Below are 21,500 nucleotides of genomic sequence, written 5' to 3'. Positions count from 1 at the left end.
TTCCCCGGCCCTCTAACATTCAGCGTGTTGTAGCTGCCGCATGGAGGCGCAGGTGACGCTCGATTCCTTTTCGCAAAAAATCCTTCGCCTGTTGCAGCTCGACGCGCGCCGCTCCGTTCAGGAAATCTCCGACCAGGTCGGGCTGTCGAGCACGCCGTGCTGGCGCCGCATCAAGGACATGGAACAGTCGGGCGTGATCCAGCGCTACACCGCGCTGCTCGATCGAGAGAAACTCGGCCTGCACGTCTGCGCGCTCGCGCATGTGCACCTGACGCGGCACAACGAAGGCGGCGTCGAGCAGTTCGAGCGCGAGATCGCGACCTGCCCGGAAGTCACCGAGTGCTACAGCACGACCGGCGAAGCCGATTACATCCTCAAGATCGTCGCGCCGGACATCAAGGCCTACGACGTGTTCCTGCACGAACGCATCTTCAAGATCCCCGCCGTGTCGCAGGTGCGCACGAGCGTCGTGCTGCGCGAAATCAAGTTCGACACGCAACTGCCGCTGTAACGCGCGGACCTGCCCTGCGGCGGGCCGCGTTCGCGGCCGTCACGTCTGCACGGGCAGCGTGCGCGTGAAGCCGATCCGGCGCGCGCCGAACTCACGCTTCAGCGTGTCGATGTCGAGCCGGCCGGCGAGCGCCGCATCGGTGTCGCGCGGGTCGCCGTCGAGCGTCACGTCGACCTCGAGCCCGGTACTCAGGTAATGCAGGTTGATCGCCGCCGCATGCAGCCCGCGCTGCGCGAGCGCGGCCTCGAGCCGTGCCGCGAGCTCCCCGCGCGGCGGCAGCGCGAGCGCCGGACGGCGCGCCGCATCGTTCTCCGGATCGACATGGATCAGCGCATCGAGCACGCGCGGGTCGGACAGCACGCGCGCCCGCGCGGTCTCGGCGATGTAGTGCCCTTCGGAGACGGAGATCTTCGGATCGACGAGGATGTGCGCGTCCACGAGCGCGGCATCGCCCATCTTGCGCGTGCGCAGGTCGTGCACGTCGCGCACGCCGGGCGTCGCGACGAGCAACGCGCGAATCTCGGCCGTGTCGGCCGTGTCGAGCGCGCGGTCGGAGAGGTCCTGCAACGCGTCATAGCCGAACGTCCAGCCCATGCGCGCGACCATGAAGCCGACGATCGCCGCCGCGATCGGGTCGAGCAGCCGCACACCGGCCAGGCTGCCGACGATGCCGATCGCGACGACGAGCGACGACGCCGCATCCGAACGCGCATGCCATGCGTTGGCGACGAGCATCGCGGAGCGCACGCGCCGCGCTTCGCGCAGCATGTAGCGAAACAGCGCTTCCTTCGACACGAGCACCGTCAGCGCAACGATCAGCGCGGAAAAATGCACGGCCGGAATGTTTTCGAGATTAACGAGGCGGTCGCCGGCACGCCAGAGCATGCCGATCCCGACCGCGATCAGGATCGCGCCGAGAAACAGCGATGCGACCGTCTCGTAGCGGCTATGGCCGTAATTGTGGTCGGCATCCGGCGATGCGCCGCTGTGCCGATTCGCAACCAGCACGACAAAATCCGAGATCAAATCGGAAATCGAATGCACACCGTCCGCAATCAATGCTTGCGAATGCGCAATCACACCGACGACGATCTGAAATGTCGCAAGTACGACATTGAGGACAATACTGACGAGCGTGCTCTTGCGCGCAACAGCGTGCTTATCTGCGCTCTGCGCGTCGCCGGAAAACGTGGACATGAAATATGAGATATCGGTGTGCGGTACGCAATTCTATCAAAGGCGCCCCGCAAGCCCTTCCAATACCCACAAATTTCTCATTTAAATCAATCGCTTATGCGAACGTGTCGCATTTTCATTCACTCGACATGCTTACAGTTTCATGACGGCGCGGCCGGGCCCGCCGGTGTCCGGAAAACAAAAAAGCCGCGCTCCTCGACGGACACGCGGCTCTTTCGAAGAGCGGGCAACCTAAACGAACGTTTAAATCGCAAACTGGTCGCGGTTCTTGCCGGCGATCCAGCGCGGCGGCTTGCCACGCCCCGACCACGTCGCGCCCGTTTCCGGATCGCGGTACTTGGCCGCCACGCCTGCGCGCGGACGACCGACCTTGCCGGCCTTCGCGCGGCTGAGGCCGAGTTCGGCGAGCGAAAAGCCGTAGTCGGCAATTTTCTGCTTCACGTCATTCAGCACTTCAGCGTATTCACGCGACTTCGCTTCTTCGATTTGCTTCTCCAGCTTCTCCCGCTGGGCCAGCAGGTCCTTGTAAGAAGACATAGTTTCCCTTTCTATCTATCTGACCAATGGCGCCGGTCTGCAGCCAGCTCACCATTCATGAAATATATGTGCCTCGGATTTTTGAAGGCAGAGATTAGCACAAAAAAGATTTGATAGAAGCGGGATTCATGAAAATCCCGAGGTCAATTGAAATTCGTACATGTCATTTTGACCGGCCGCGGCCTTTTCTCAAATTTTTACGCTCCTCCATAGAGATTAGGACATTAGCGATTGGCTATTAGGTCTTTCAACATACGCAATTACCCTGCATTCAAAAAAACAAAGCTTTCATCGGACGATAGTTTCGCGAAAACCGCATGACGCGGTTTGCTAAACGAACAAATCACTGACCCGTGACGTCACGTCACATCCGTTGCGCCGGCGATCAGTTGTTCGCGCAGCGCACCGATGTCGGCCGACGGCGCGTCGAACGGCGTGCGCACGCGGCGGCCGTTGCATCGCCAGTCCGCGCCATGGCGATCCACGCCAAGCAGGTCGAGCCCGTCGCGGCGTGCGTCGCCCGCGTCGTATGCCGCCCACAGCGCCCGTTCGTCGTCGAACGCGAGCGGCGGCAGCGCATCGAGCTGCGCGCCGTCGACCCAGCCCATCCGCCCGAACCCGACGATATGGCGCAGCCGCTCGATTTCGAGCGCCCAGAACGCGAAATCGCCGAGCGCGAGATAGCGCGCGGCGTCCGGTTCGTAGCGCAGGTAACGCGCGGTGACGTGCGGATCGTCGCCGAGCGGCGCGAACCGGCCCAGCAGCGTCGCGCGCTCGGCGTTCAGCACATCGCCGTCGCTGGCGTCGACGACGAGGAAACCCGCACGCGGATCGGCGGCGAGATTGCGCGTGTGCTCGGCCAGGCCGCTCACCAGGATCACCGGCCGATGGCTTGCATCGGGTGCAAACGGCACGACCGTCGGATACGGAAAGCCCTGCGGTTCGCGCGCATGGGTGGCGAGCGTGCCGAACGTGCAGCGGTGCAGCAGATGCAGGGCGAGGGCGGGATCGATGTTCAAGGTGACTCCTGCGGTCGAAAGGCGGCGCGTCGGCCAGGGTTTCGATGTTACCCGCGGGCGCCGCACGCCGCGCATCGGCCAAACGGCCAATGCGCCACGGGGCCGCTGCCGCGGGACGGCCCGATCGCTCGCGCATCGGCCGAACGGCCATCGCCCGGCAGGATCGTAAGCGGTTCGATAGAATCGGACAAATCCGACGGCGCCGCGTGCGCCCGCGCATTTTCCTGACGAGCCTTCCCGTGTCCGAATCCTCTTCCTCCGAATCGCCGTCCCCGTTCGCCGCGCCGCCCGACGCGCATCGCGTGCTGCCGCTGCCGGCCCGCCAGCGCGCGCGCACGGCGTCGATGGCGCTGTTCTTCGTCGCCGGCATGATGTACGCGTCGTGGGGCGTGCACGTGCCGACCGTGCGCGACAAGTTCGCGCTGAGCCCCGGGTTGCTGTCGATCGCGCTGTTCGCGGTCGCCGGCGGGTCGATCGCCGCGATGCTGACCATCGCGCGCTGGATCGCGCGCGTCGGCTCGCGCACCGCGTGCCTCGCCGGCGGGCTCGTGATGTCCGCGTGCGCGGCGCTGATCCTCGTCGTGCCCGACTACTGGATGCTGCTCGTGGTGCTCGCGCTGTTCGGCTTCTCGATGGCGACGCTCGACGTCGCGATGAACGCCGAGGCCAGCGCGGTCGAGATCGCGCTCGGCAAGCCGATCATGTCGTCGCTGCACGGGATGTTCAGCATCGGCGGGATGGCCGGCGCGGCGGCCGGCGGCGCGCTGCTGTCGGCCGGCATGGCGCCGGTCGCGCATCTCGCGCTCGCGGCGGCGGCGAGCGCCGCGGTGCTCGTGGCCGCGAGCCCGGCCGTGCTGCCGCACGTGCCGCACCACGAACAGGCGCACGGCGGCGGCAACCGCTGGCGCTCGCCCGCGTTGTGGATGCTCGGCGGCATCGCGCTGATCGCGCTGATCGCCGAAGGCGCGATGTACGACTGGGCGACCGTCTACATGCGCGACGTCGTCGCGGCGAGCCCCGCGCTCGCGAGCGCCGCGTACGCGGCGTTCTCCGGCGGGATGGCCATCGCGCGCTTCGCGGGCGACGCGGTGCGCGCCCGCTTCGGCGCGCCGCAGCTCGTGTTCGCGAGCGCGTCGCTCGCCTGCGCGGGGATGATCGGCGCGCTGCTGCTGCCGAATCCGGTCGCGGTGCTGACCGGTTTCACGCTGATGGGCCTCGGGCTGGCCAACATGATGCCGGTACTGTTCGCGGCCGCCGCGCGCGTGAAGGGCATCCACGCGGCCGAAGGGCTCGCGCACGTGGCCGGGCTCGCGTATTTCGGACTGCTGTTCGGTCCGGTCGTGATCGGCGCGGTCGCACAGGCCGCGAACCTGACGATCGGCCTGTCGGTCGTCGCGCTGTGCGCGGCGCTCGTCGCGCTCGTCGCACCCCGGGTGCTCGCACACCTGAAGATCTGACGGCGCGGCGGCACAAGCCGGGCCCAAAAAGAAAGCGCGCATGCGTTGCCGCATGCGCGCTTTCACCCCTTCTGTCGACCGCTGGTGCGTTACATCTTCACTTCGTCGAGCAGCGACTTCTTGCCGCTCTTGTAGTTGTACAGCGAAATCACGCCGTGCTGCAGGTCGCCCTTCGAGTCGAAGGTCGTCGTGCCGATCACGCCCGTGTACTTCGTCGCCGGCATCGCCGCGAGGATCTTCGCCGTGTCGGTCGAGTTCGCGCGCTTCATCGCGTCGGCGATGATGTACACGGCGTCATACGTGAACGGTGCGTAGATCTGGATCGGCTGGCCGAAGCGCTTCTCGTACTTCGCCTTGAACGCTGCGCCGCCCGGCATCTTCTCGAGCGAGGCACCGGCTTCCGAGCACACGATGTTGTCGGTCGCGTCGCCGGCCAGGTCGGCCAGCTTTTCCGTGCACACGCCGTCGCCCGCGAAGATCTTCGCGCGCAGGCCGAGCTGCTTCGCCTGTTTCGCGAACGGGCCGCCGGTGGCGTCCATGCCGCCGTACATGATCGCGTCCGGGTTTTCGCCCTTGATCTTCGTCAGAATCGCGCGGAAGTCGACCGCCTTGTCGTTCGTCGCGTCATGCGACATCACCTTCAGGCCGAGCGCCTTCGCCTTCTTCTCGAACTCGTTCGCGAGACCCTGGCCGTACGCGGTCGAATCGTCGACCACCGCCACGCTCTTGATGCCCTTCGAGTGCGCGTAGTTCGCCAGTGCCGGGCCCTGCTGCGCATCGGTCGCCACCACGCGGTACGTGGTCTTGAAGCCTTGCTGCGTGTAGGCCGGGTTGGTCGCCGACGGCGAGATCTGCACGATGCCCGCGTCGCTGTAGATCTTCGAGGCCGGGATCGACGTGCCCGAGTTCAGGTGGCCGACCACCGCGACGACCTTGTCGTCGACGAGCTTCTGCGCAACCTGCGTCGCCTGCCGCGGGTCGGCGGCGTCATCCTGCGGGTCGAGTTGCAGCGTGATCTTCTGGCCGCCGATCGTGAGACCCTTGGCGTTGATCTCCTCGACTGCGAGACGCGCGCCGTTTTCGTTGTCCTTGCCCAGGTGTGCAATGCCGCCCGTCAACGGCGCGACGTGGCCGATCTTGACGACTTGATCGGCGGACGCGTTGCTTGCAGCTGCAGCGCACAGCATTGCCGCTGCGGTGATCGGCAACAGCTTTTGCATCTTGATATTCATGTAAGTCTCCAGTTCGGTCCCAAAAAACGCCATCGCCCGGTGCCCCGCTGCCATCCCCGTGTTTGCAATCACTGGACGATTCGCCGGTTGCATCCTTCATGCACTTGGCCTCAAGCACGTGAAAACCGCCGCTTTTAGCAGCCGCCCGCTCGTACTTGCGCGCAAGTGTAGGTGATCAAATTAATTTGTGGGACTTTTTTAGGATAGTGGTAACACTACCGATATGCGCGCGCTGGAAGGATGTCTCGAATCGCGCTGTAAGCCCCGGCGGATAAGGGTTTCCGCTAATTTCGACACACTGTCGAAAGGTTGTCTCAATCGATTCGCGCGGGTATTTCGATTCGGTATTTTGTGACCTGGATCATTGAATGAAACGCGCGTGACACCCCCGCGCGTTTCGTCGCCCGACATGGACGGTTCAAGCGGCGGACACGGTGTTCAGGCAGCCGATGCGCGCCATTCCGCATCGAGCGCGGCGACCAGCTGCGACGTCGTCAGCGCATCGCCGCGCCGCCGCGCGAGCGGCGCGCCCTGGCCGGCCCACAGCGACAGGTAGTCGCCGTCGTTCGCGCGCGCGGCCGCCTGGCGCAGCGGCTGGGTCAGTGCATTCTGCACCGGATACGGTGGGACGTCGGCCGCGTGCTCGCCGAGCCGCGCCATCAGCGTGTTGCGCAGCCCGCGTGCGTGACGGCCGGTGATCGCGCGCGTCACTTGCGTCGACGTATCGGCGCTCGCGAGCAGGCGCGCCTTCCAGTCCGCCGCGATCGCGCTTTCCGCGCACGTGAGGAACGCGGTACCGAGTTGCGCGGCCTGCGCGCCGAGCGCGAGCGCGGCCGCGATCCCGCGGCCGTCCATGATGCCGCCCGCGGCCAGCACCGGAAGGCCCGTCGCGTCGACGAGCTGCGGAACGAGCGCGAGCGTGCCGATCAGCGCGTCGTCGGCGGCACCGATGAAGGTGCCGCGATGGCCGCCCGCCTCGGCGCCCTGCGCGGAGATCGCGTCGGCGCCGGCCGCCTGCCACGCGAGCCCTTCGGCCACGTGCGTCGCGGTGCCGATCACATAGGTGCCGGCGGCTTTCAGGCGTGCGACGTCGGCCGCGTCGAGCACGCCGAACGTGAAGCTCGCGACCGGCACGCGCAGCGCGACGAGCGCATCGAGTTGCGCGCGGAAATCGGGTGCGTAGCGCGCGGGCGCCGTGCCCGGCGGCAAGCCGAGCGTGGCATTCAGCGGGTCGATCGCCGCCAGCGCGCGCGCGACGGTCGCCGCGTCGGGCGCGGCTTCATCGGGCAACACGAACAGGTTGATCGCGAACGGACGACCGGTCGCCGCGCGGATCGCGGCGACTTCGGCCTCGATACGTTCGGGCGCGAGCGCGCCGGCGCCGAGGCTGCCGAGCGCACCGGCATTCGACGCGGCGGCGACCATCGCGGTCGTGGTCGCGCCGACCATCGGCGCCTGCACGAGCGGCAGGCGCAGGCCGAAGCGTTCGGAAAAGGGGGTGGAAAACGAGCGGGCAGACATGGCGAATCCTTCGATGACGATGCGCGAAAGCGCTTTGTAAAGGCCGACGCATCGACTCTATCGAAGCGGCGCGGCGCCGAAAAATGAAAAATCGAGATCGAAACGATCGCTGCGCGAGAAGTGCCCGCGTGCGCTGCAGCAGCGGGCGATTGGTGGCACACTAGGCCGCCTCTTTTCACCTCGGGGCGCCTCGCGCACCCCGCACGCCAGGAGTTCAGAACGTGACTGCCCAATGGATCGACATCCCGACCGGTAACGACAGCTTCGGCGGCTATCTCGCACTGCCCAAGCGCGGCAAGGGCCCTGCCGTCATCATCATCCAGGAGATCTTCGGCGTGAACGCGCACATCCGCGCGGTCGCCGACCAGTACGCGGCCGACGGCTTCGTCGCGCTCGCGCCGGACGTGTTCTGGCGCACGCAGCCGCGCGTCGAGCTGACCTACGAGGGCGCGGATCGCGACAAGGGCATCGAGCTGCTGAAGAAGACCGACGTGGGTCTCGCGGTCGCGGACATCGTCGCGGCGGCCGACGCGTTGCGCGCGCGCCCCGAAGTGGCCGGCAAGCTCGCCGCGATCGGCTACTGCTTCGGCGGCCAGCTCGCGTATCGCGCGGCCGCGACCGGCAAGCTGGACGCGGCGGTGGCCTATTACGGCGGCGGCATCCAGAACGCGCTGGACCTCGCCGGCCAGGTCACGCAGCCGATCCTGTTCCACTACGCGGAAAACGACCACGGCATTCCGCTCACGGCCGTCGACCAGGTGAAAGCCGCATTCGCCGGCCGCGGCAACGCGTCGTTCCACGTGTACCCGGGCGCCGAGCACGGCTTCAACTGCACGGATCGCGCCTCGTACAACCAGCGCGCCGCGGCGCTCGCGCACGGCCGCACGCTGACCTTCCTCGCCGAGCATCTCTAAACAGGCCCTGCCGCGGGCCCGCCACGCCGGGCCCGCGTTATGCTCGCACCATCGCCACGAGTCACAACGGGGGTGACCGCGATGCACTCGGACTATCTCGCGCATGACGCAATCGGCCTCGCCGCGCTCGTGCGCGACCGCCACGCCAGCCCGCGCGAACTGCTGGACGCCGCGATCGGCCAGGCCGAAGCGGTGAACGGCGCGATCAACGCGATCGTGCTGCAGGACTACGAAGCCGCGCGCGCGCGTGCGGCGGCCGCGCCCCAACCCGGCGCCGACGCGCCGTTCGCGGGCGTGCCGTATCTCGTCAAGGATCTCGGCGCGGCGGTCGCCGGGCTGCCGCTGTCGATGGGCAGCCGGCACTACCGGTACTTCGTGCCGGCCGACGATTCGCCGGTGATCGCGCGCAGCCGCGCGGCTGGCCTGAACGTATTCGGCAAGACCAACACGCCCGAGATCGGCCAGATGCCGTACACGGAACCGGAACTGTTCGGCGCGTGCCGCAACCCGTGGAATCTCGACCACACGCCCGGCGGGTCGAGCGGCGGCGCGGCGGCGGCCGTCGCGGCCGGCATCGTGCCGCTCGCGCATGCATCCGACGGCGGCGGCTCCATTCGCATTCCGGCGTCGTGCTGCGGGCTGTTCGGGCTGAAGCCGAGCCGCAACCCGGTGCTCGTCGACCTGCCGTCGAACGGCGAACTCGTCGTCCAGCACGCGGTGTCGCGCAGCGTGCGCGACAGTGCGCTGCTGCTCGACGTGACGACCGGCCAGACACTGCCGCCCGGCGCGCCCGGCACCTTCCTCGGCGCGCTCGATACGCCACCCGGCCCGCTGCGGATCGGCCTCGTCGTCGATCCGATGCTCGCGCCGGCGCTCGCCGACGACACGCGCGCGGCACTCGACGACGCGGCCGCGCTGCTCGAATCGCTCGGCCATCACGTCGAGCCGGCGACGCTGCCGATCGACTACGCGCGCGCGGCCGAAACCTTCCTGACGCTGTGGGCGACGATCGCCGAGGACATGGTGCTCGGCGCGCGCGCGCTGACCGGCCGCACGCCGCGGCGCGGCGAATTCGAGGCGGCGACGTGGGCGATGGCGGTGGTCGGCCGGCGTCTCGCGCGCACGCGGCTGCCGGACGTGCTCGAATGGCAGCGCCAGCTCACCGTGCAGGTCGCCGGTCTCGTGTCGCGTTACGACGCGATCCTGTGCGCATCGCTCGCGGGGCCGCCGGTGAAGATCGGCGAACTGCAGCCGACGCCGTTCGAATCCGCGCAGATGAAGCTGCTCGCCGCGCTGCCGGTGAAGCCGCTGCTGAAGGAAATGCTCGCGAAATCGTCGGAGAAGGCATTCGCGTGGGCCGGCTGCACCGAGCTGTTCAACCTGACCGGCCAGCCGGCGATGTCGGTGCCGCTGTACTGGAATGCGCGCGGGCTGCCGATCGGCGTGCAGTTCGCCGCGCGCCACGCCGACGACGCGTTGCTGCTGCGGCTCGCGCGGCAGCTCGAACAGGCGCGGCCGTGGTTCGACCGCCGCCCGCCGCTGATGCAGGCGCAGCGCTGATTCGGCGGCTTGCGCCACGCGGCATGCGCGGCGCTTCACGATAAAAAAGCCCCGCCGGCGCAAACCGGCGGGGCTTTCACGCATGCAACCGCGTGACGGCGCTCGTTACACCGCGAGCCGTTCGCAGATCGTCCGCGTCGCGACCGCTGCGTTCAGCGTGTAGAAGTGCAGCCCCGGCACGCCCGCGTCGATCAGGCGCTGGCACAGGCTCGTGACGACGTCCGCGCCGAACGCGCGGATCGACTCGCGATCATCGCCGAAGCTCTCGAGCCGGCGCGCGACCCAGCGCGGCACTTCGGCGCCGCACATCTCGGAGAAGCGCATCAGCTGCGAGAAGTTCGTGATCGGCATGATGCCCGGCACGATCGGCACGTCCACGCCCAGCTTGCGCGTGTCGTCGACGAAGCGGAAATACGCATCCGCGTTGAAGAAGTACTGCGTGATCGCGGAATTCGCGCCGGCCTTCACCTTGCGCGCGAAGTTCTCGAGATCGGCCTTCGGCGAGCGCGATTGCGGGTGGTACTCCGGGTAGCCGGCGACTTCGATGTGGAACCAGTCGCCATGCTCGGCGCGGATGAAGCTGACGAGCTCGGACGCATAGCGCAGCTCGCCGACCTCGCCCATCCCCGACGGCAGGTCGCCGCGCAGCGCGACGATGTGCCGGATGCCGTGCGAGCGGTACTGGTCGAGGATCGCGCGCAGGCTGTCGCGCGACGAGCCGATGCACGACAGGTGCGGCGCGGCCTCGAGGCCGTCCTTCTGCATGTCGAGCACGGTATCGAGCGTGCCCTGCTGCGTCGAGCCGCCGGCGCCGAACGTCACGGAGACGAATTTCGGCTTCAGCGGCAGCAGCTGCGCGCGCGTGGCGCGCAGCTTTTCGACGCCGTCCGCCGTCTTCGGCGGGAAGAATTCAAACGAGAGTTCGATCGGTTTCATGATTCGATGGGGTTGGGCCCGCGCCCGCCCGCGTTCAGCCGATGTCGCGCTGGCCGAAGATCAGGGCGGACAGCAGCCACGACACGATGCTGTACAGGATCGAACCGAAGAACGCGGACCAGAACCCCGACACCTCGAAGCCCTTCAGCAGCGACGACGCGAACCAGAAGCACAGCGCGTTCACGACGAGGATGAACACCCCGAGCGTGACGATCGTGACGGGCAGCGTCAGCAGGATCAGCACCGGCCGGATCACCGTGTTGATCAGCCCGAGCACGACCGCGACGATCAGCGCGGTGCCGAAGCTCTTGATGTGGATCGACGGCACGAGGTACGTGATGATCAGCAGCGCGAGCGCGTTGATGACCCAGGTGAGGATGACGCTCATGGAGGGCTCCGGTTCGGTTGTCGATCGGTACGATCGGTGAGCGCCGCCGCGCCGTGCGAGCGCAACGGGCGCGCACGGTGCGGCGGCGGCCGCGCATCAATAGCGGTAGTGGTTCGGCTTGAACGGGCCGTCCTTCTGCACGCCGATGTACGCAGCCTGCTCGTCCGACAGCACCGACAGGTTCGCGCCGATGCGCGCGAGGTGCAGGCGCGCGACCTTTTCATCGAGATGCTTCGGCAGCACGTACACCTTGTTCTCGTACTGCTCGCCGCGCGTGAACAGCTCGATCTGCGCGAGCGTCTGGTTCGCGAACGAATTCGACATCACGAACGACGGGTGGCCGGTCGCGCAGCCGAGGTTCACCAGGCGGCCTTCGGCCAGCAGGATCACGCGCTTGCCGTCCGGGAAGATGATGTGGTCGACCTGCGGCTTGATGTTTTCCCACTGGTACTGGCGCGTCGACGCGACATCGATTTCCGAGTCGAAGTGACCGATGTTGCAGACGATCGCGTTGTGGCGCATCGCCTTCATGTGATCGTGGTTGATCACGTGGTAGTTGCCGGTCGCCGTCACGAAGATGTCGGCCTTGTCGGCCGCGTATTCCATCGTCACGACGCGGTAGCCTTCCATCGCCGCCTGCAGCGCGCAGATCGGATCGATTTCGGTGACCCACACGGTCGCGCCCAGGCCGCGCAGCGACTGCGCGCAACCCTTGCCCACGTCGCCGTAGCCCGCGACGACCGCGACCTTGCCCGCGATCATCACGTCGGTCGCGCGCTTGATGCCGTCGACCAGCGATTCACGACAGCCGTACAGGTTGTCGAACTTCGACTTCGTGACCGAATCGTTCACGTTGAACGCCGGGAACGGCAGGCGGCCGTCCTTTTCCATCTGGTACAGGCGGTGCACGCCGGTCGTGGTTTCTTCGGTCACGCCCTTGATGTGCGCGAGGCGCTTCGAGTACCAGTTCGCGTCGACGTCGAGGTGCGCCGCGATCGACTTGTACAGCGCGACTTCTTCCTCGTTGGTCGGCTTCGCGATCACCGAACGGTCCTTCTCGGCCTTCGAGCCGAGGATCAGCAGCAGCGTGGCGTCGCCGCCGTCGTCCAGGATCATGTTCGCGAATTCGCCGTTCGGCCATTCGAAGATGCGGTGCGAGAACTCCCAGTACTCGTCGAGCGACTCGCCCTTGAACGCGAACACCGGCGTGCCGGCTTCGACGATCGCGGCCGCCGCGTGGTCCTGCGTCGAGAAGATGTTGCACGACGCCCAGCGGACGTCCGCGCCGAGCGCCTTCAGCGTCTCGATCAGCACGCCCGTCTGGATCGTCATGTGCAGCGAACCGGCAATGCGCGCGCCCTTCAGCGGCTGCTGCGCCTTGTATTCGTCGCGGATCTGCACGAGGCCCGGCATTTCGGTCTCGGCGATGTTCAGTTCCTTGCGGCCCCAGCCGGCCAGCGCCATGTCGGCGACGACGTAATCGCGGGAAGCCTTGGAATCGATAATGGCGTTCATCACGCCCTCCTTTCTAAAAAGTTTCTAGATTGGTGACGTGAGCGCCGTTCAGGAAGCGGGGCCGGCGCGACGGTCGCTAAAAACGATCGACGCACGGCTGCTTGGTGAAGCCTTCCGAGCCTGGCGGACGCAGACGGTCCGTCGCAACGCTCCTCGGAAAACGGAGGGGATTGTAGCAAATCGGCGCGCGAAATGCGCAACGACGACGCGTCGGCCCGAGACGCGCGCGGCGCGGTCGCGGGCGGGCCGTGGCCGAAGGGGCAGGACGTCGGGGTCAGGACTCCGCGCCGACCCACGCCTGTTCGCGCAGCCGCGCGCGCAGGCGCGCGACGGCCTGGCTGTGGAGCTGGCACACACGCGATTCGCTCACCTCGAGCACCGCGCCGATCTCGCGCAGATTCAGACCCCGTTCGTAGTACAGCGACATCAGCAGCTTCTCGCGCTCCGGCAGCCGCTCGATCGCCTCGACGAGCGCCTCGCGCAGGTGCTCGTCGAGCAGCGCCGACAACGGATCGGCATGATCGACGCGATAGCGGTCGAGGAACGGCTCGTCGTCGGCCGCGCGATCGAAATCCTCGTAGTAGATGAGCTGGCTGCCGTGCAGGTCCTGCAGCATCCCCTGGTATTCGTCGAGCGGCATGTTCAGGTGCTGCGCGATCTCGGTCTCGCTCGCCGAGCGGCCGAGGTGCTGCTCGACCTGGTGCACCGCGTGCTCGACCTCGCGCGACGTCTTGCGCAGGCTGCGGGGCAGCCAGTCGTTGCTGCGCAGCTCGTCGAGCATCGCGCCGCGGATGCGCTGCGTCGCGTAGGTCTCGAACTGCGCGCCCTGGTCTTCCTTGTAGCGACCGGCCGCGTCCATCAGGCCGATCATGCCGGCCTGGATCAAGTCGTCGAGATCGACGCTCGCCGGCATCTTCGCGACGAGCTGCAGCCCGAGGCGGCGCACGAGCGGCGCATATTGCGCGAGCACGTCGGCCTGGGACATCTTTCCTTGAGCGTTGTACATCATGGCTCCCTCCTTCGGGTGGCGCTCACGCGGCGTGTGCCGCGCCCGCCTCATACGACGGCTTGCCGCCGGCATGGACCGCGCGGCCCGCGCCCGAACCCGGGCGCATCGGCCAGTACAACAGGTCGGCGGCAATCTGCCGGTAGTCGCGCGCGGCAGCCGACGACGGAAACGCGTCGACCACCGCATGCATCAGTTCGCGGGCGTGCTCGACGAGCGGATCGGCGCTCACGCAGCCCGCGTCGGCGATCGACACGGTCAGGTAGCGGCTCGCGACGCCCGCGAGGTTGTCGAAGGCCGTCTTCGCGTCCGCATGGCTGCCGACCTGATTGGTCAGCACGCGAAACTGCGCGAACGCGTGCGCGAAATGCAGCCGCTTCATGCACGCATACGCCTCGGTGATCGCCTGCACGGCGACCCGCGTGACGATCAGCACGTCGTGCGCTTCGCGCGCGAGCGCCGAGAACGATCCGTCGGCGCCGAGCTGCGCGTCGACGAGGACGATGTCGGCCGGGCCGTCGATGAAGTCGCTCAGCTGCGCGTCGCTGTAGCCGGCGCGCGCGAGCCGCGCGGCGCCGCACAGCCCGAAGCCGGCCGCCACCCGCGTGCGTTCGCCGTCGCGCAGCCACGCGCCGGCGAGCGTCGCGCTGGCCGAATGCACGTCGGCGCGCTCGTCGACGACGAGCACGTCCTTGCCGAGCGACGCGAGCGCCGCCGCGAGGTTCACCACGGTGGACGTGCAGCCGACGCCGGCCGGCCCGCCCGTCACCGCGACGATGCGCGACGCGCGCCCGGCCAGCAGGCGCCGCAACCCTTCGGCCTGGTCGATGATCCGTTTATCCAAATCGCACCTCGTGCAGCTCGGCGGTGGAACGTGCGGTCAGTGCGGAAAGCAGCGTCGGCATGTCCTCGTCTTGCGGCACGAAGGGCGAGCCGTCGCGCGGCACACAGAACGCGCTCTTCAGCAGGAATTTGGTCGACGCGACGTACAGGTTCTCCGGCACCTTCTGGCCGGTCGACACGTAGTGGACCGGCAGCTTGTAGCGGATCACCGTGTCGAGCACGCTGCCGAGGTGGGTCGCCTCGTCGAGCTTCGTGAGGATGCAGCCCGCGAGATCAGGGTGCTCGCCCGCGCTGCGGTACGCCTGCACGACTTCGTTCAGCGTGTCGCCGTGGCTCGTCGCGTTCAGCAGCAGCAGGCGCTGCACCGGCGCGTTCGCGCCGTGCAGCATCGCGATCTGGTCGGACACCGCGCGGTCGCGCTGGCTCATGCCGATCGTGTCGATCAGCACGATGTGCTTGTTGCGCAGCTCGGACAGCGCGAGCGCGAGATCGCCCGCATCCTTCACCGCGTGAACCGGCACGCCGAGGATCTTGCCGAAGATGCGCAGTTGCTCGTGGCCGCCGATCCGGTAGCTGTCGGTGGTCAGCAGCGCGACCTTGCTCGCGCCGAAGCGCATCACGCAGCGCGCGGCCAGCTTCGCGGTGGTGGTCGTCTTGCCGACGCCCGTCGGCCCCATCAGCGCGAACACGCCGCCGCGCTCCATCAGCGCGTCCTCGCTGTCGAGCACCGGCAGGTTCGATGCGAGCACCGACTGCGCCCATTCGGCGGCCTGCTCGAACGTCTGCGCGCCGTCGCCGGACGGCAGGTTGTCGACCAGCATCCGCACGAGCTGCGCGGAGAAGCCGGCCGCGAACAGGTGTTTCGTCAGCGCGCCGTGGACGGGGCTGCGACGCTGGCGGTCGTGCCACATCAGGCTGTCGAACTGCTCTTCCATCATCCCGCGCAGCTCGCCCAGCTCCTGCATCACCGTGTCGTTGACGATCCGCTCGATGCGCGACTTCACCGCATCGGCCACCACGGCGGCCGCGTCGGCGGACAGGCGCGTGCGTTCGGTCGCCCTGGCGCCGTACGCGGCGCCCGTGTCGGCTGCGCGCTTCGCCGCGGCCGGCGCTGCGGCGGCCGGCATCCGGCGTTCGGCGTCGCGCACGATGTCGCGCGCCCATTCGGGCGGCGTCGCGCGGGCGGCGGCTTGCGGCGCGGGCGCGGCCGCCTGCGGCTCGGCGGGTGCCTGCGCACGGGCGATCAGCGCGTCGCGCTGCTGCGTCAGGCGCTTCGCGTGCTCGACCAGCCACGGCGCGGGTTCGGAAGTGGCGGCCGGCGAACCGGCGGCCGGCGACCCGGCGGCACGCGATCCCACTGCGACGGATGCCGCGCTCGACGGCGCTGCCGCCGCGGGCGCGTCCGCATCGAGCGACGCAGCGTGCGCATCCGCATCTTGCGTGTCGGCGCTCGCGCCGAACACGGACGAGAACACGTCAGGCAGCCCGCCTTCGTCCGCCGCATATGGATTGACGGCCGGGCGCGAAGCGATGCCCGGGCGCGACACGATGCCCGGCACGGCGGCGGCCGGCACGGATTCCGGCACGCGCGACGTGGCAAGGCGCGAACGCGCGGCCGGCGGCGCCACCGCGGCGAGATCCGAGTCGGCGAGTGCAACGATTTCGACGCTGCCGTCATCGAGCGTGCGGTTCGACAGCACGACCGCGTCGGCGCCGAGCGCCTCGCGCACGAGACGAAGTGCGTCGCGGCTCGTTGCGCCGGTGAATTTGCGAATGTTCAAGCGGAACCCCCGATGACGTTAACGACTTTGATCGTGCGTGTGTCCGGCACTTCGGCGTACGACAGCACTTTCAGTTGCGGCAGGCTGCGGCGCAGGAAACGCGCGAGCATCGCGCGCAGCGCGTGCTGCACGAGCAGCACGGGCGGCAGCCCGAGATTCTGTTGACGCAGCATCGCTTGCTGCGTGCCGGTCAGAAGGTTGTGCGCGAGGCCGGGTTCGAGGCCCGGGTTCGCGCCGGTGGCGAGCGCTTGCGACAGCACGCGCTCCAGGTTCGCGTCGAGGCCCATCACCTGCATTTCGCCGTTGCCCGGATACCACTGCTGCGTGATCGCGCGGCCGAGCGAGAGCCGCACCGCGGCCGTGATCTCGAACGCGTCGCCGCGGCCCGCATGCTCGGACACGGCCTCGAGGATCGTGCGCATGTCGCGGATCGGCACGCCTTCCTCGAGCAGGTTCTGCAGCACCTTCTGCAGCGTGGTGAGCGAGATCGTCTTCGGCACCAGGTCCTCGACGAGCGACGGCGCGTCCTTGCCGGTACGCTCGACGAGTGCCTGCACTTCCTGGCGGCCGAGCAGCTCGGCCGCATGCTGGACGACGAGATGGTTCAGGTGCGTCGCGACGACCGTGCTCGCGTCGACCACCGTGTAGCCGTAAACTTGCGCCTGCTCGCGCAGCGCGACGTCGATCCACACGGCCGGCAGCCCGAACGCCGGATCCTGCGTGACGGCGCCCGGCAGCGCGGCCGTCACCTGGCCCGGGTTGATCGCGAGCCACTGGCCCGGGAACACTTCGCCGAAGCCGACCTCGACGCCCTTCAGCGCGATCCGGTACGCGTTCGGCCGCAGTTCGAGGTTGTCGCGGATATGGATCACCGGCGGCAGGAAGCCGATTTCCTGCGCGAATTTCTTGCGGATGCTCTTGATGCGCTTGAGCAGCTCGCCGTCGCTGTTCTTGTCGACGAGCGGGATCAGCCGGTAGCCGACTTCGAGGCCGAGCGGGTCGATCAGCTGCACGTCGTCCCAGGTCGCTTCGTGGCTGTCGGCCGGCAGCACGGCGGGCGGCGCGATGTCGGTCACGTCGCCGGCCGCCTTGCGGGCCGCCGCGCGCTTGGTCTGCGTGCGCGCGAGCCAGATCGCGCCGCCGCCGAGCGCGAGGAACGCGAAGTGCGGCATGCCCGGGATCAGCCCCATCAGCACGATGATCGCGCCGGTGATGTTCAGCACGCGCGGATTCGTGAACAGCTGGCCGGTGATCTGCGTGCCGATGTCCTCGTCGGTCGCGACGCGCGACACGATCACGCCGGCCGCGGTCGAGATCACGAGCGACGGGATCTGCGCGACGAGGCCGTCGCCGATCGTCAGCAGCGTGTAGTTGGTGCCGGCCGCGGCGAAGCTCATGTCGTGCTGGACCATCCCGACGATCAGCCCGCCGATCACGTTGATCGCCATGATGATCAGGCCGGCGATCGCGTCGCCGCGCACGAACTTCGACGCGCCGTCCATCGACCCGTAGAACTCGGCTTCCTGCGAGACGGCGAGGCGGCGCTTGCGCGCCTGTTCCTCGTTGATGAGGCCCGCGTTCAGGTCGGCGTCGATCGCCATCTGCTTGCCGGGCATCGCGTCGAGCGTGAAGCGCGCGGACACTTCGGCGATCCGCCCCGCGCCCTTCGTGATCACCATGAAGTTGATGATCATCAGGATCACGAACACGACGATGCCGACCGCGAAGTTGCCGCCGACGAGGAAGTGGCCGAACGCCTCGATCACCTGACCGGCCGCGTCGGGCCCGGTGTGGCCTTCGAGCAGCACGACGCGCGTCGACGCGACGTTCAGCGACAGGCGCAGCAGCGTCGAGAACAGCAGCACGCTCGGGAACGCCGCGAAGTCGAGCGGCTTCATCGTGTACATACTGACGAGCAGCACCATCACGGACAGCGCGATGTTGAACGTGAACAGCAGATCCAGCAGCATCGGCGGCAGCGGCAGGATCATCATCCCCAGGATCATGCAGATGAGGATCGGGCCCGCGAGCGCGCGCAGGTTCGTGCCTGCCAGCAGGTTCGGGCGCTTCGCGAACAGGCCGGTGGTCGGGGTGCTCATGCTGCGTTCCCTTGCTGGCCGAGGGCGTCCTCGGCTTCTTCACGTTCGTCGTCGGCGGCGACCGACGTGCCCTTGTCGAGTTCGGCCGGCACGTCGAGATCGACCGGCATCGCCGGGAACGCGCCGCCTTCCGAGCGGAAGCGCTTGAGCTGGTAGACCCACGCGAGCACTTCGGCCACGGCCGAGTACAGCGAGCCGGGGATCTCGCGCTCGAGTTCGACGTTGTGATACAGCGCACGCGCGAGCGGCGGCGCTTCGAGCAGCGGCACGTTGTGTTCGGCCGCGAGTTCGCGGATGCGCGCGGCGACGAGGTTCACGCCCTTCGCGACGACCTTCGGCGCGCGCATCTCGCCGTCCGTGTATTGCAGCGCGACCGCGAAGTGCGTCGGGTTCGTGACGACCACGTCGGCCTTCGGCACGGCCGCCATCATCCGGCGGCGTGCGATCGCGCGCTGCTGCTGGCGGATCCGCCCCTTCACGTGCGGATCGCCTTCGTTCTCGCGATGCTCGCGCTTCACTTCTTCCTTCGTCATGCGCAACTTCTTGTTGTACTGCCAGAGTTGGTAAGGCACGTCGAGCCCGGCGACCACCAGCATCCCGGCGACCGTCGTGCCGCAGCACACGGCGACCAGATGCAGCGCATCGGGCAGCGCGGCACCGAGCGGCTGCGTCGCGAGGCCGAGCAGTTCGTCCTTGCTGCGCCAGATCGCGATGCCGCCGATCCCGCCGACGACCAGCGTCTTCGCGATCGACATCCCGAGCTGGATCGGCCCCTGGATCGAGAAGATCCGGCCGAGGCCCGAGATCGGGTTCAGGCGGTCGAACTTCAGCTCGAACGTCTTCTGCGAAATCAGCCAGCCGCCGAGCGCCATCGGCGCGAGCAGCGCGGCGACGCCGGTGAGCGCGAGGAGCGGCAGCAGCGCGGCGAAGCCTTCGAGGCTCGCGCTGCCGGCCGCCGACAGCATCCGGTGGGTGTCGAACGCGGTCGCGCGATCGAACGTGAACGCGCCCCGCAGCATCGCCTGCAGATGCCCGCCGGACGGGCCCGCGAGCAGCCACGCGCCGTAGAAACCCGCCGCGAGCAGCGCGAACGAAGCCAGCTCGCGCGAACGCGCGACCTGCCCCTCCTCGCGCGCCTTCTCGCGGCGCCTGGGAGTGGCGGCTTCGGTCTTGTCGAGATCGCTCTCGTCTGCCACGGGGCCTCCAGTCGGGTACGGCGGAATGCCGCTTTCCAGTGACACCGATTATTCATGGAGGCGTCAAACGCCGATCGGTCGAGCAAAGCCGGGAAAGGGGGGTATTTCGGGGAATCGGGCGAGCGCCCGCGAACGCGGCTGGAACGGGGGCGGAACGACACGCGGCGTGGCGAAATACGGGGCCGGCCGGCGCATTGGCGAGACGGCGGCCGCAAGCGGGACGGCAGCGGCGGCATGCGCGGGGAACGGTGAAACGACGGGCGGGAAAGACGGGAGAAACGCGAAAAGCGGGAGAAGCGCGAGCGGCGGGAGAAACGCGAGAAGCGGGGCAAGCAGGCCCCGACGCAACGACGTCGCGCGTCGGTCGGGGCAGGCGGCGGTCAGGCCGCCGGGATCGGGTCCGCGCCGAAACGGTTCGGGCCTTCGGTGCCGCGCGAGCACATCCACACGAGCAGCAGGATGCCGCCGACGATCGGAATCAGCGCGAGCAGCAGGAACCAGCCCGAGCGGCCCGTATCGTGCAGGCGGCGCACGCTGACCGCGATGCCCGGAATGATCAGCGCGAGCGACACCAGGAAGATCACGCCGAGCAGCAGCAGCGTGATCAGGCCCGCATCGCGGCCGGCCGCGCCGACGATCTGACCGGCGACCGACAGCACGGAGGTCAGCAGCGCGAAATACCAGTATTCGGCACGACGCGCACGGCCTTCGAATGTCGCGTATTTATTCAGTGCGGCACGAACGGCTTCGGAAAAATTCATTTTATTACCCTCCTGTTTTATATTGACGCCCCGGAAACAACGCCGGAATTATATGATTGAATTTCGGCGGACTCCATCTCTTTTCGCAGACCGGACAATACGCGCAGGTGGCCGCAGCAAGCGCCCATATGACGCAGGAACGGCTGCAAGAACGGATTTCGGCGTGCCCGACTTGCATGCCGCGTCATTTTAATAATCGTGAAGATCTGACAGAAACGACAGCCGCGAATAATCCGGCCTTGATTACACCCGAATGAAATCGCACGAATCGATAATCGACTCGAGTGTCCGGCATTCGATTAACCAACCGGCCGGCGATACGCAGGCGCGCCGGCCGCGGCGCCTGTCGGCATCGCCATTCCATCCGAATCGCACGCTCCGGCGTCGGGACGGGCCGGCCGACCCTCGCCGGCCCGAATGGCCCGACCGTCCGGCGACCTAGCCGGCCGCCGCCCGCTGCAACGCGCCGAGGTCGAGCTTCTTCATCGTCATCACCTGCGCCATCACGCGCTCGGCGCGGGCCGGGTCGCCCGTCATCAGTTCGGCCATCTGCACGGGTACGACCTGCCACGACACGCCGAAGCGGTCGCGCAGCCAGCCGCACTGCTGCGCGCGCTCGTCGCCGCCTTCGGACAGGCGCGCCCAGTAATGGTCGATCTCGTCCTGGTCGCGGCAGTTGACGACGAACGACACGGCCGGCGTCATCTGGAACACGGGGCCGCCGTTCAGCGCGACGAACGCCTGCCCGTCGAGCTCGAACGCAACGGTCATCACCGCGCCCTCGGCGTTGCCGGACGCGTGCGCGCCGGTCTTGCCGTAGCGCGCGACGTGCACGATGCGCGCGTTGTCGAACACCGATACGTAGAAACCGGCCGCCGCCTCGGCGTCGCGGTCGAACCACAGGAACGGCGTGATGCGCTGGATACGCGGGTTCATGCGCTGTCTCCTTCGATGTCGTGCCGGCACCGGTGCCGGTCTTACATCGTAGGCGCTATGCCGGCGCGTGGCAGCGATCCGGTCCGTCGCG

At 67.9% G+C, this 21,500-nt stretch carries 19 protein-coding genes and 1 riboswitch; of the genes, 4 read left to right on the top strand and 15 right to left on the bottom strand.

Going from position 1 to position 21,500, the window contains the following annotated elements:
• Nucleotides 1-40 precede the first annotated feature (40 nt).
• Nucleotides 41-511 (top strand): Lrp/AsnC family transcriptional regulator, encoded by a 471-nt coding sequence (locus tag CFB49_RS01015; RefSeq protein ID WP_006477376.1) that lies wholly within the window; start codon nt 41-43, stop codon nt 509-511.
• Nucleotides 512-550: 39 nt separating this feature from the next.
• On the opposite strand, the gene CFB49_RS01010 is transcribed toward CFB49_RS01015, so the two are convergent.
• The 3 genes from CFB49_RS01010 to CFB49_RS01000 all read right to left on the bottom strand — a co-directional run bounded on the left by CFB49_RS01010 (nt 551) and on the right by CFB49_RS01000 (nt 3,264).
• The gene (locus tag CFB49_RS01010; protein ID WP_069618684.1) at nt 551-1,708 is read right to left on the bottom strand and encodes a cation diffusion facilitator family transporter; all 1,158 of its coding nucleotides are present in this window, start codon (nt 1,706-1,708) and stop codon (nt 551-553) included.
• 243 nt (nt 1,709-1,951) lie between these two features.
• Nucleotides 1,952-2,245 carry an H-NS histone family protein gene (locus CFB49_RS01005; protein WP_034209561.1) on the bottom strand — a complete coding sequence of 98 codons (294 nt, stop codon included), beginning with the start codon at nt 2,243-2,245 and terminating at the stop codon, nt 1,952-1,954.
• A gap of 359 nt (nt 2,246-2,604) precedes the next feature.
• Nucleotides 2,605-3,264, bottom strand: a complete 660-nt coding sequence (locus CFB49_RS01000; RefSeq protein WP_089490556.1) for a HugZ family pyridoxamine 5'-phosphate oxidase — start codon at nt 3,262-3,264, stop codon at nt 2,605-2,607.
• Nucleotides 3,265-3,608: 344 nt separating this feature from the next.
• Here CFB49_RS01000 and CFB49_RS00995 point away from each other — a divergent pair, with 344 nt between their 5' ends.
• Nucleotides 3,609-4,721, top strand: coding sequence for an MFS transporter (locus tag CFB49_RS00995; RefSeq protein WP_282983355.1), 1,113 nt, complete (start codon nt 3,609-3,611; stop codon nt 4,719-4,721).
• Between the two features lie 89 nt (nt 4,722-4,810).
• Here the strand turns inward: CFB49_RS00995 and CFB49_RS00990 are convergent, their stop codons facing one another.
• A complete protein-coding gene (locus CFB49_RS00990) occupies nt 4,811-5,953 on the bottom strand; it encodes a branched-chain amino acid ABC transporter substrate-binding protein (protein WP_069618687.1) in 1,143 nt (380 codons plus the stop codon).
• A gap of 438 nt (nt 5,954-6,391) precedes the next feature.
• Nucleotides 6,392-7,474, bottom strand: a complete 1,083-nt coding sequence (locus tag CFB49_RS00985; RefSeq protein ID WP_089490555.1) for an NAD(P)H-dependent flavin oxidoreductase — start codon at nt 7,472-7,474, stop codon at nt 6,392-6,394.
• A gap of 221 nt (nt 7,475-7,695) precedes the next feature.
• On the opposite strand from CFB49_RS00985, the gene CFB49_RS00980 reads away from it, so the two are divergent.
• Together CFB49_RS00980 and CFB49_RS00975 are read left to right on the top strand one after the other, a co-directional pair.
• A complete protein-coding gene (locus CFB49_RS00980; RefSeq protein ID WP_050011828.1) occupies nt 7,696-8,388 on the top strand; it encodes a dienelactone hydrolase family protein in 693 nt (230 codons plus the stop codon).
• Between the two features lie 81 nt (nt 8,389-8,469).
• The gene (locus CFB49_RS00975) at nt 8,470-9,948 is read left to right on the top strand and encodes an amidase (protein WP_069618833.1); all 1,479 of its coding nucleotides are present in this window, start codon (nt 8,470-8,472) and stop codon (nt 9,946-9,948) included.
• 105 nt (nt 9,949-10,053) lie between these two features.
• Here the strand turns inward: CFB49_RS00975 and metF are convergent, their stop codons facing one another.
• From metF to CFB49_RS00925, 10 genes are all read right to left on the bottom strand, one after another.
• Nucleotides 10,054-10,884 (bottom strand): methylenetetrahydrofolate reductase [NAD(P)H], encoded by an 831-nt coding sequence (gene metF, locus CFB49_RS00970; RefSeq protein ID WP_050011827.1) that lies wholly within the window; start codon nt 10,882-10,884, stop codon nt 10,054-10,056.
• A 34-nt stretch (nt 10,885-10,918) separates the two neighbouring features.
• Entirely contained in the window at nt 10,919-11,272 is a 354-nt protein-coding gene (locus tag CFB49_RS00965) for a phage holin family protein (RefSeq protein ID WP_011882923.1), read from the bottom strand.
• A 96-nt stretch (nt 11,273-11,368) separates the two neighbouring features.
• The gene (gene ahcY / locus CFB49_RS00960) at nt 11,369-12,787 is read right to left on the bottom strand and encodes an adenosylhomocysteinase (protein ID WP_069618689.1); all 1,419 of its coding nucleotides are present in this window, start codon (nt 12,785-12,787) and stop codon (nt 11,369-11,371) included.
• Nucleotides 12,788-12,819: 32 nt separating this feature from the next.
• A riboswitch (S-adenosyl-L-homocysteine riboswitch) is annotated at nt 12,820-12,948 on the bottom strand.
• A 113-nt stretch (nt 12,949-13,061) separates the two neighbouring features.
• The gene (locus CFB49_RS00955) at nt 13,062-13,796 is read right to left on the bottom strand and encodes an RNA polymerase sigma factor FliA (protein ID WP_006484033.1); all 735 of its coding nucleotides are present in this window, start codon (nt 13,794-13,796) and stop codon (nt 13,062-13,064) included.
• Between the two features lie 22 nt (nt 13,797-13,818).
• Nucleotides 13,819-14,637: a nucleotide-binding protein gene (locus CFB49_RS00950; RefSeq protein ID WP_069618690.1), complete on the bottom strand. Its 819-nt coding sequence runs from the start codon at nt 14,635-14,637 to the stop codon at nt 13,819-13,821.
• Nucleotides 14,630-16,417, bottom strand: a complete 1,788-nt coding sequence (gene flhF / locus CFB49_RS00945; protein WP_089490554.1) for a flagellar biosynthesis protein FlhF — start codon at nt 16,415-16,417, stop codon at nt 14,630-14,632. Before flhF ends, CFB49_RS00950 begins: the two co-directional genes overlap by 8 nt.
• The gene (gene flhA / locus CFB49_RS00940) at nt 16,414-18,516 is read right to left on the bottom strand and encodes a flagellar biosynthesis protein FlhA (protein ID WP_089434386.1); all 2,103 of its coding nucleotides are present in this window, start codon (nt 18,514-18,516) and stop codon (nt 16,414-16,416) included. The genes flhF and flhA overlap by 4 nt, the downstream gene beginning before the upstream one ends.
• Complete coding sequence (gene flhB, locus CFB49_RS00935) at nt 18,513-19,712, bottom strand: flagellar biosynthesis protein FlhB (protein ID WP_089434385.1); 1,200 nt, start codon at nt 19,710-19,712, stop codon at nt 18,513-18,515. Before flhB ends, flhA begins: the two co-directional genes overlap by 4 nt.
• A gap of 380 nt (nt 19,713-20,092) precedes the next feature.
• Nucleotides 20,093-20,473, bottom strand: a complete 381-nt coding sequence (locus CFB49_RS00930) for a DUF805 domain-containing protein (protein ID WP_089490553.1) — start codon at nt 20,471-20,473, stop codon at nt 20,093-20,095.
• 438 nt (nt 20,474-20,911) lie between these two features.
• The gene (locus CFB49_RS00925) at nt 20,912-21,409 is read right to left on the bottom strand and encodes a VOC family protein (protein WP_069618695.1); all 498 of its coding nucleotides are present in this window, start codon (nt 21,407-21,409) and stop codon (nt 20,912-20,914) included.
• Between the last annotated feature and the right edge of the window lie 91 nt (nt 21,410-21,500).

Source organism: Burkholderia sp. AU17457 (assembly GCF_002223255.1).
GTDB classification, from domain to species: domain Bacteria; phylum Pseudomonadota; class Gammaproteobacteria; order Burkholderiales; family Burkholderiaceae; genus Burkholderia; species Burkholderia sola.
This window is presented reverse-complemented; position numbering and strand designations above follow the sequence as displayed.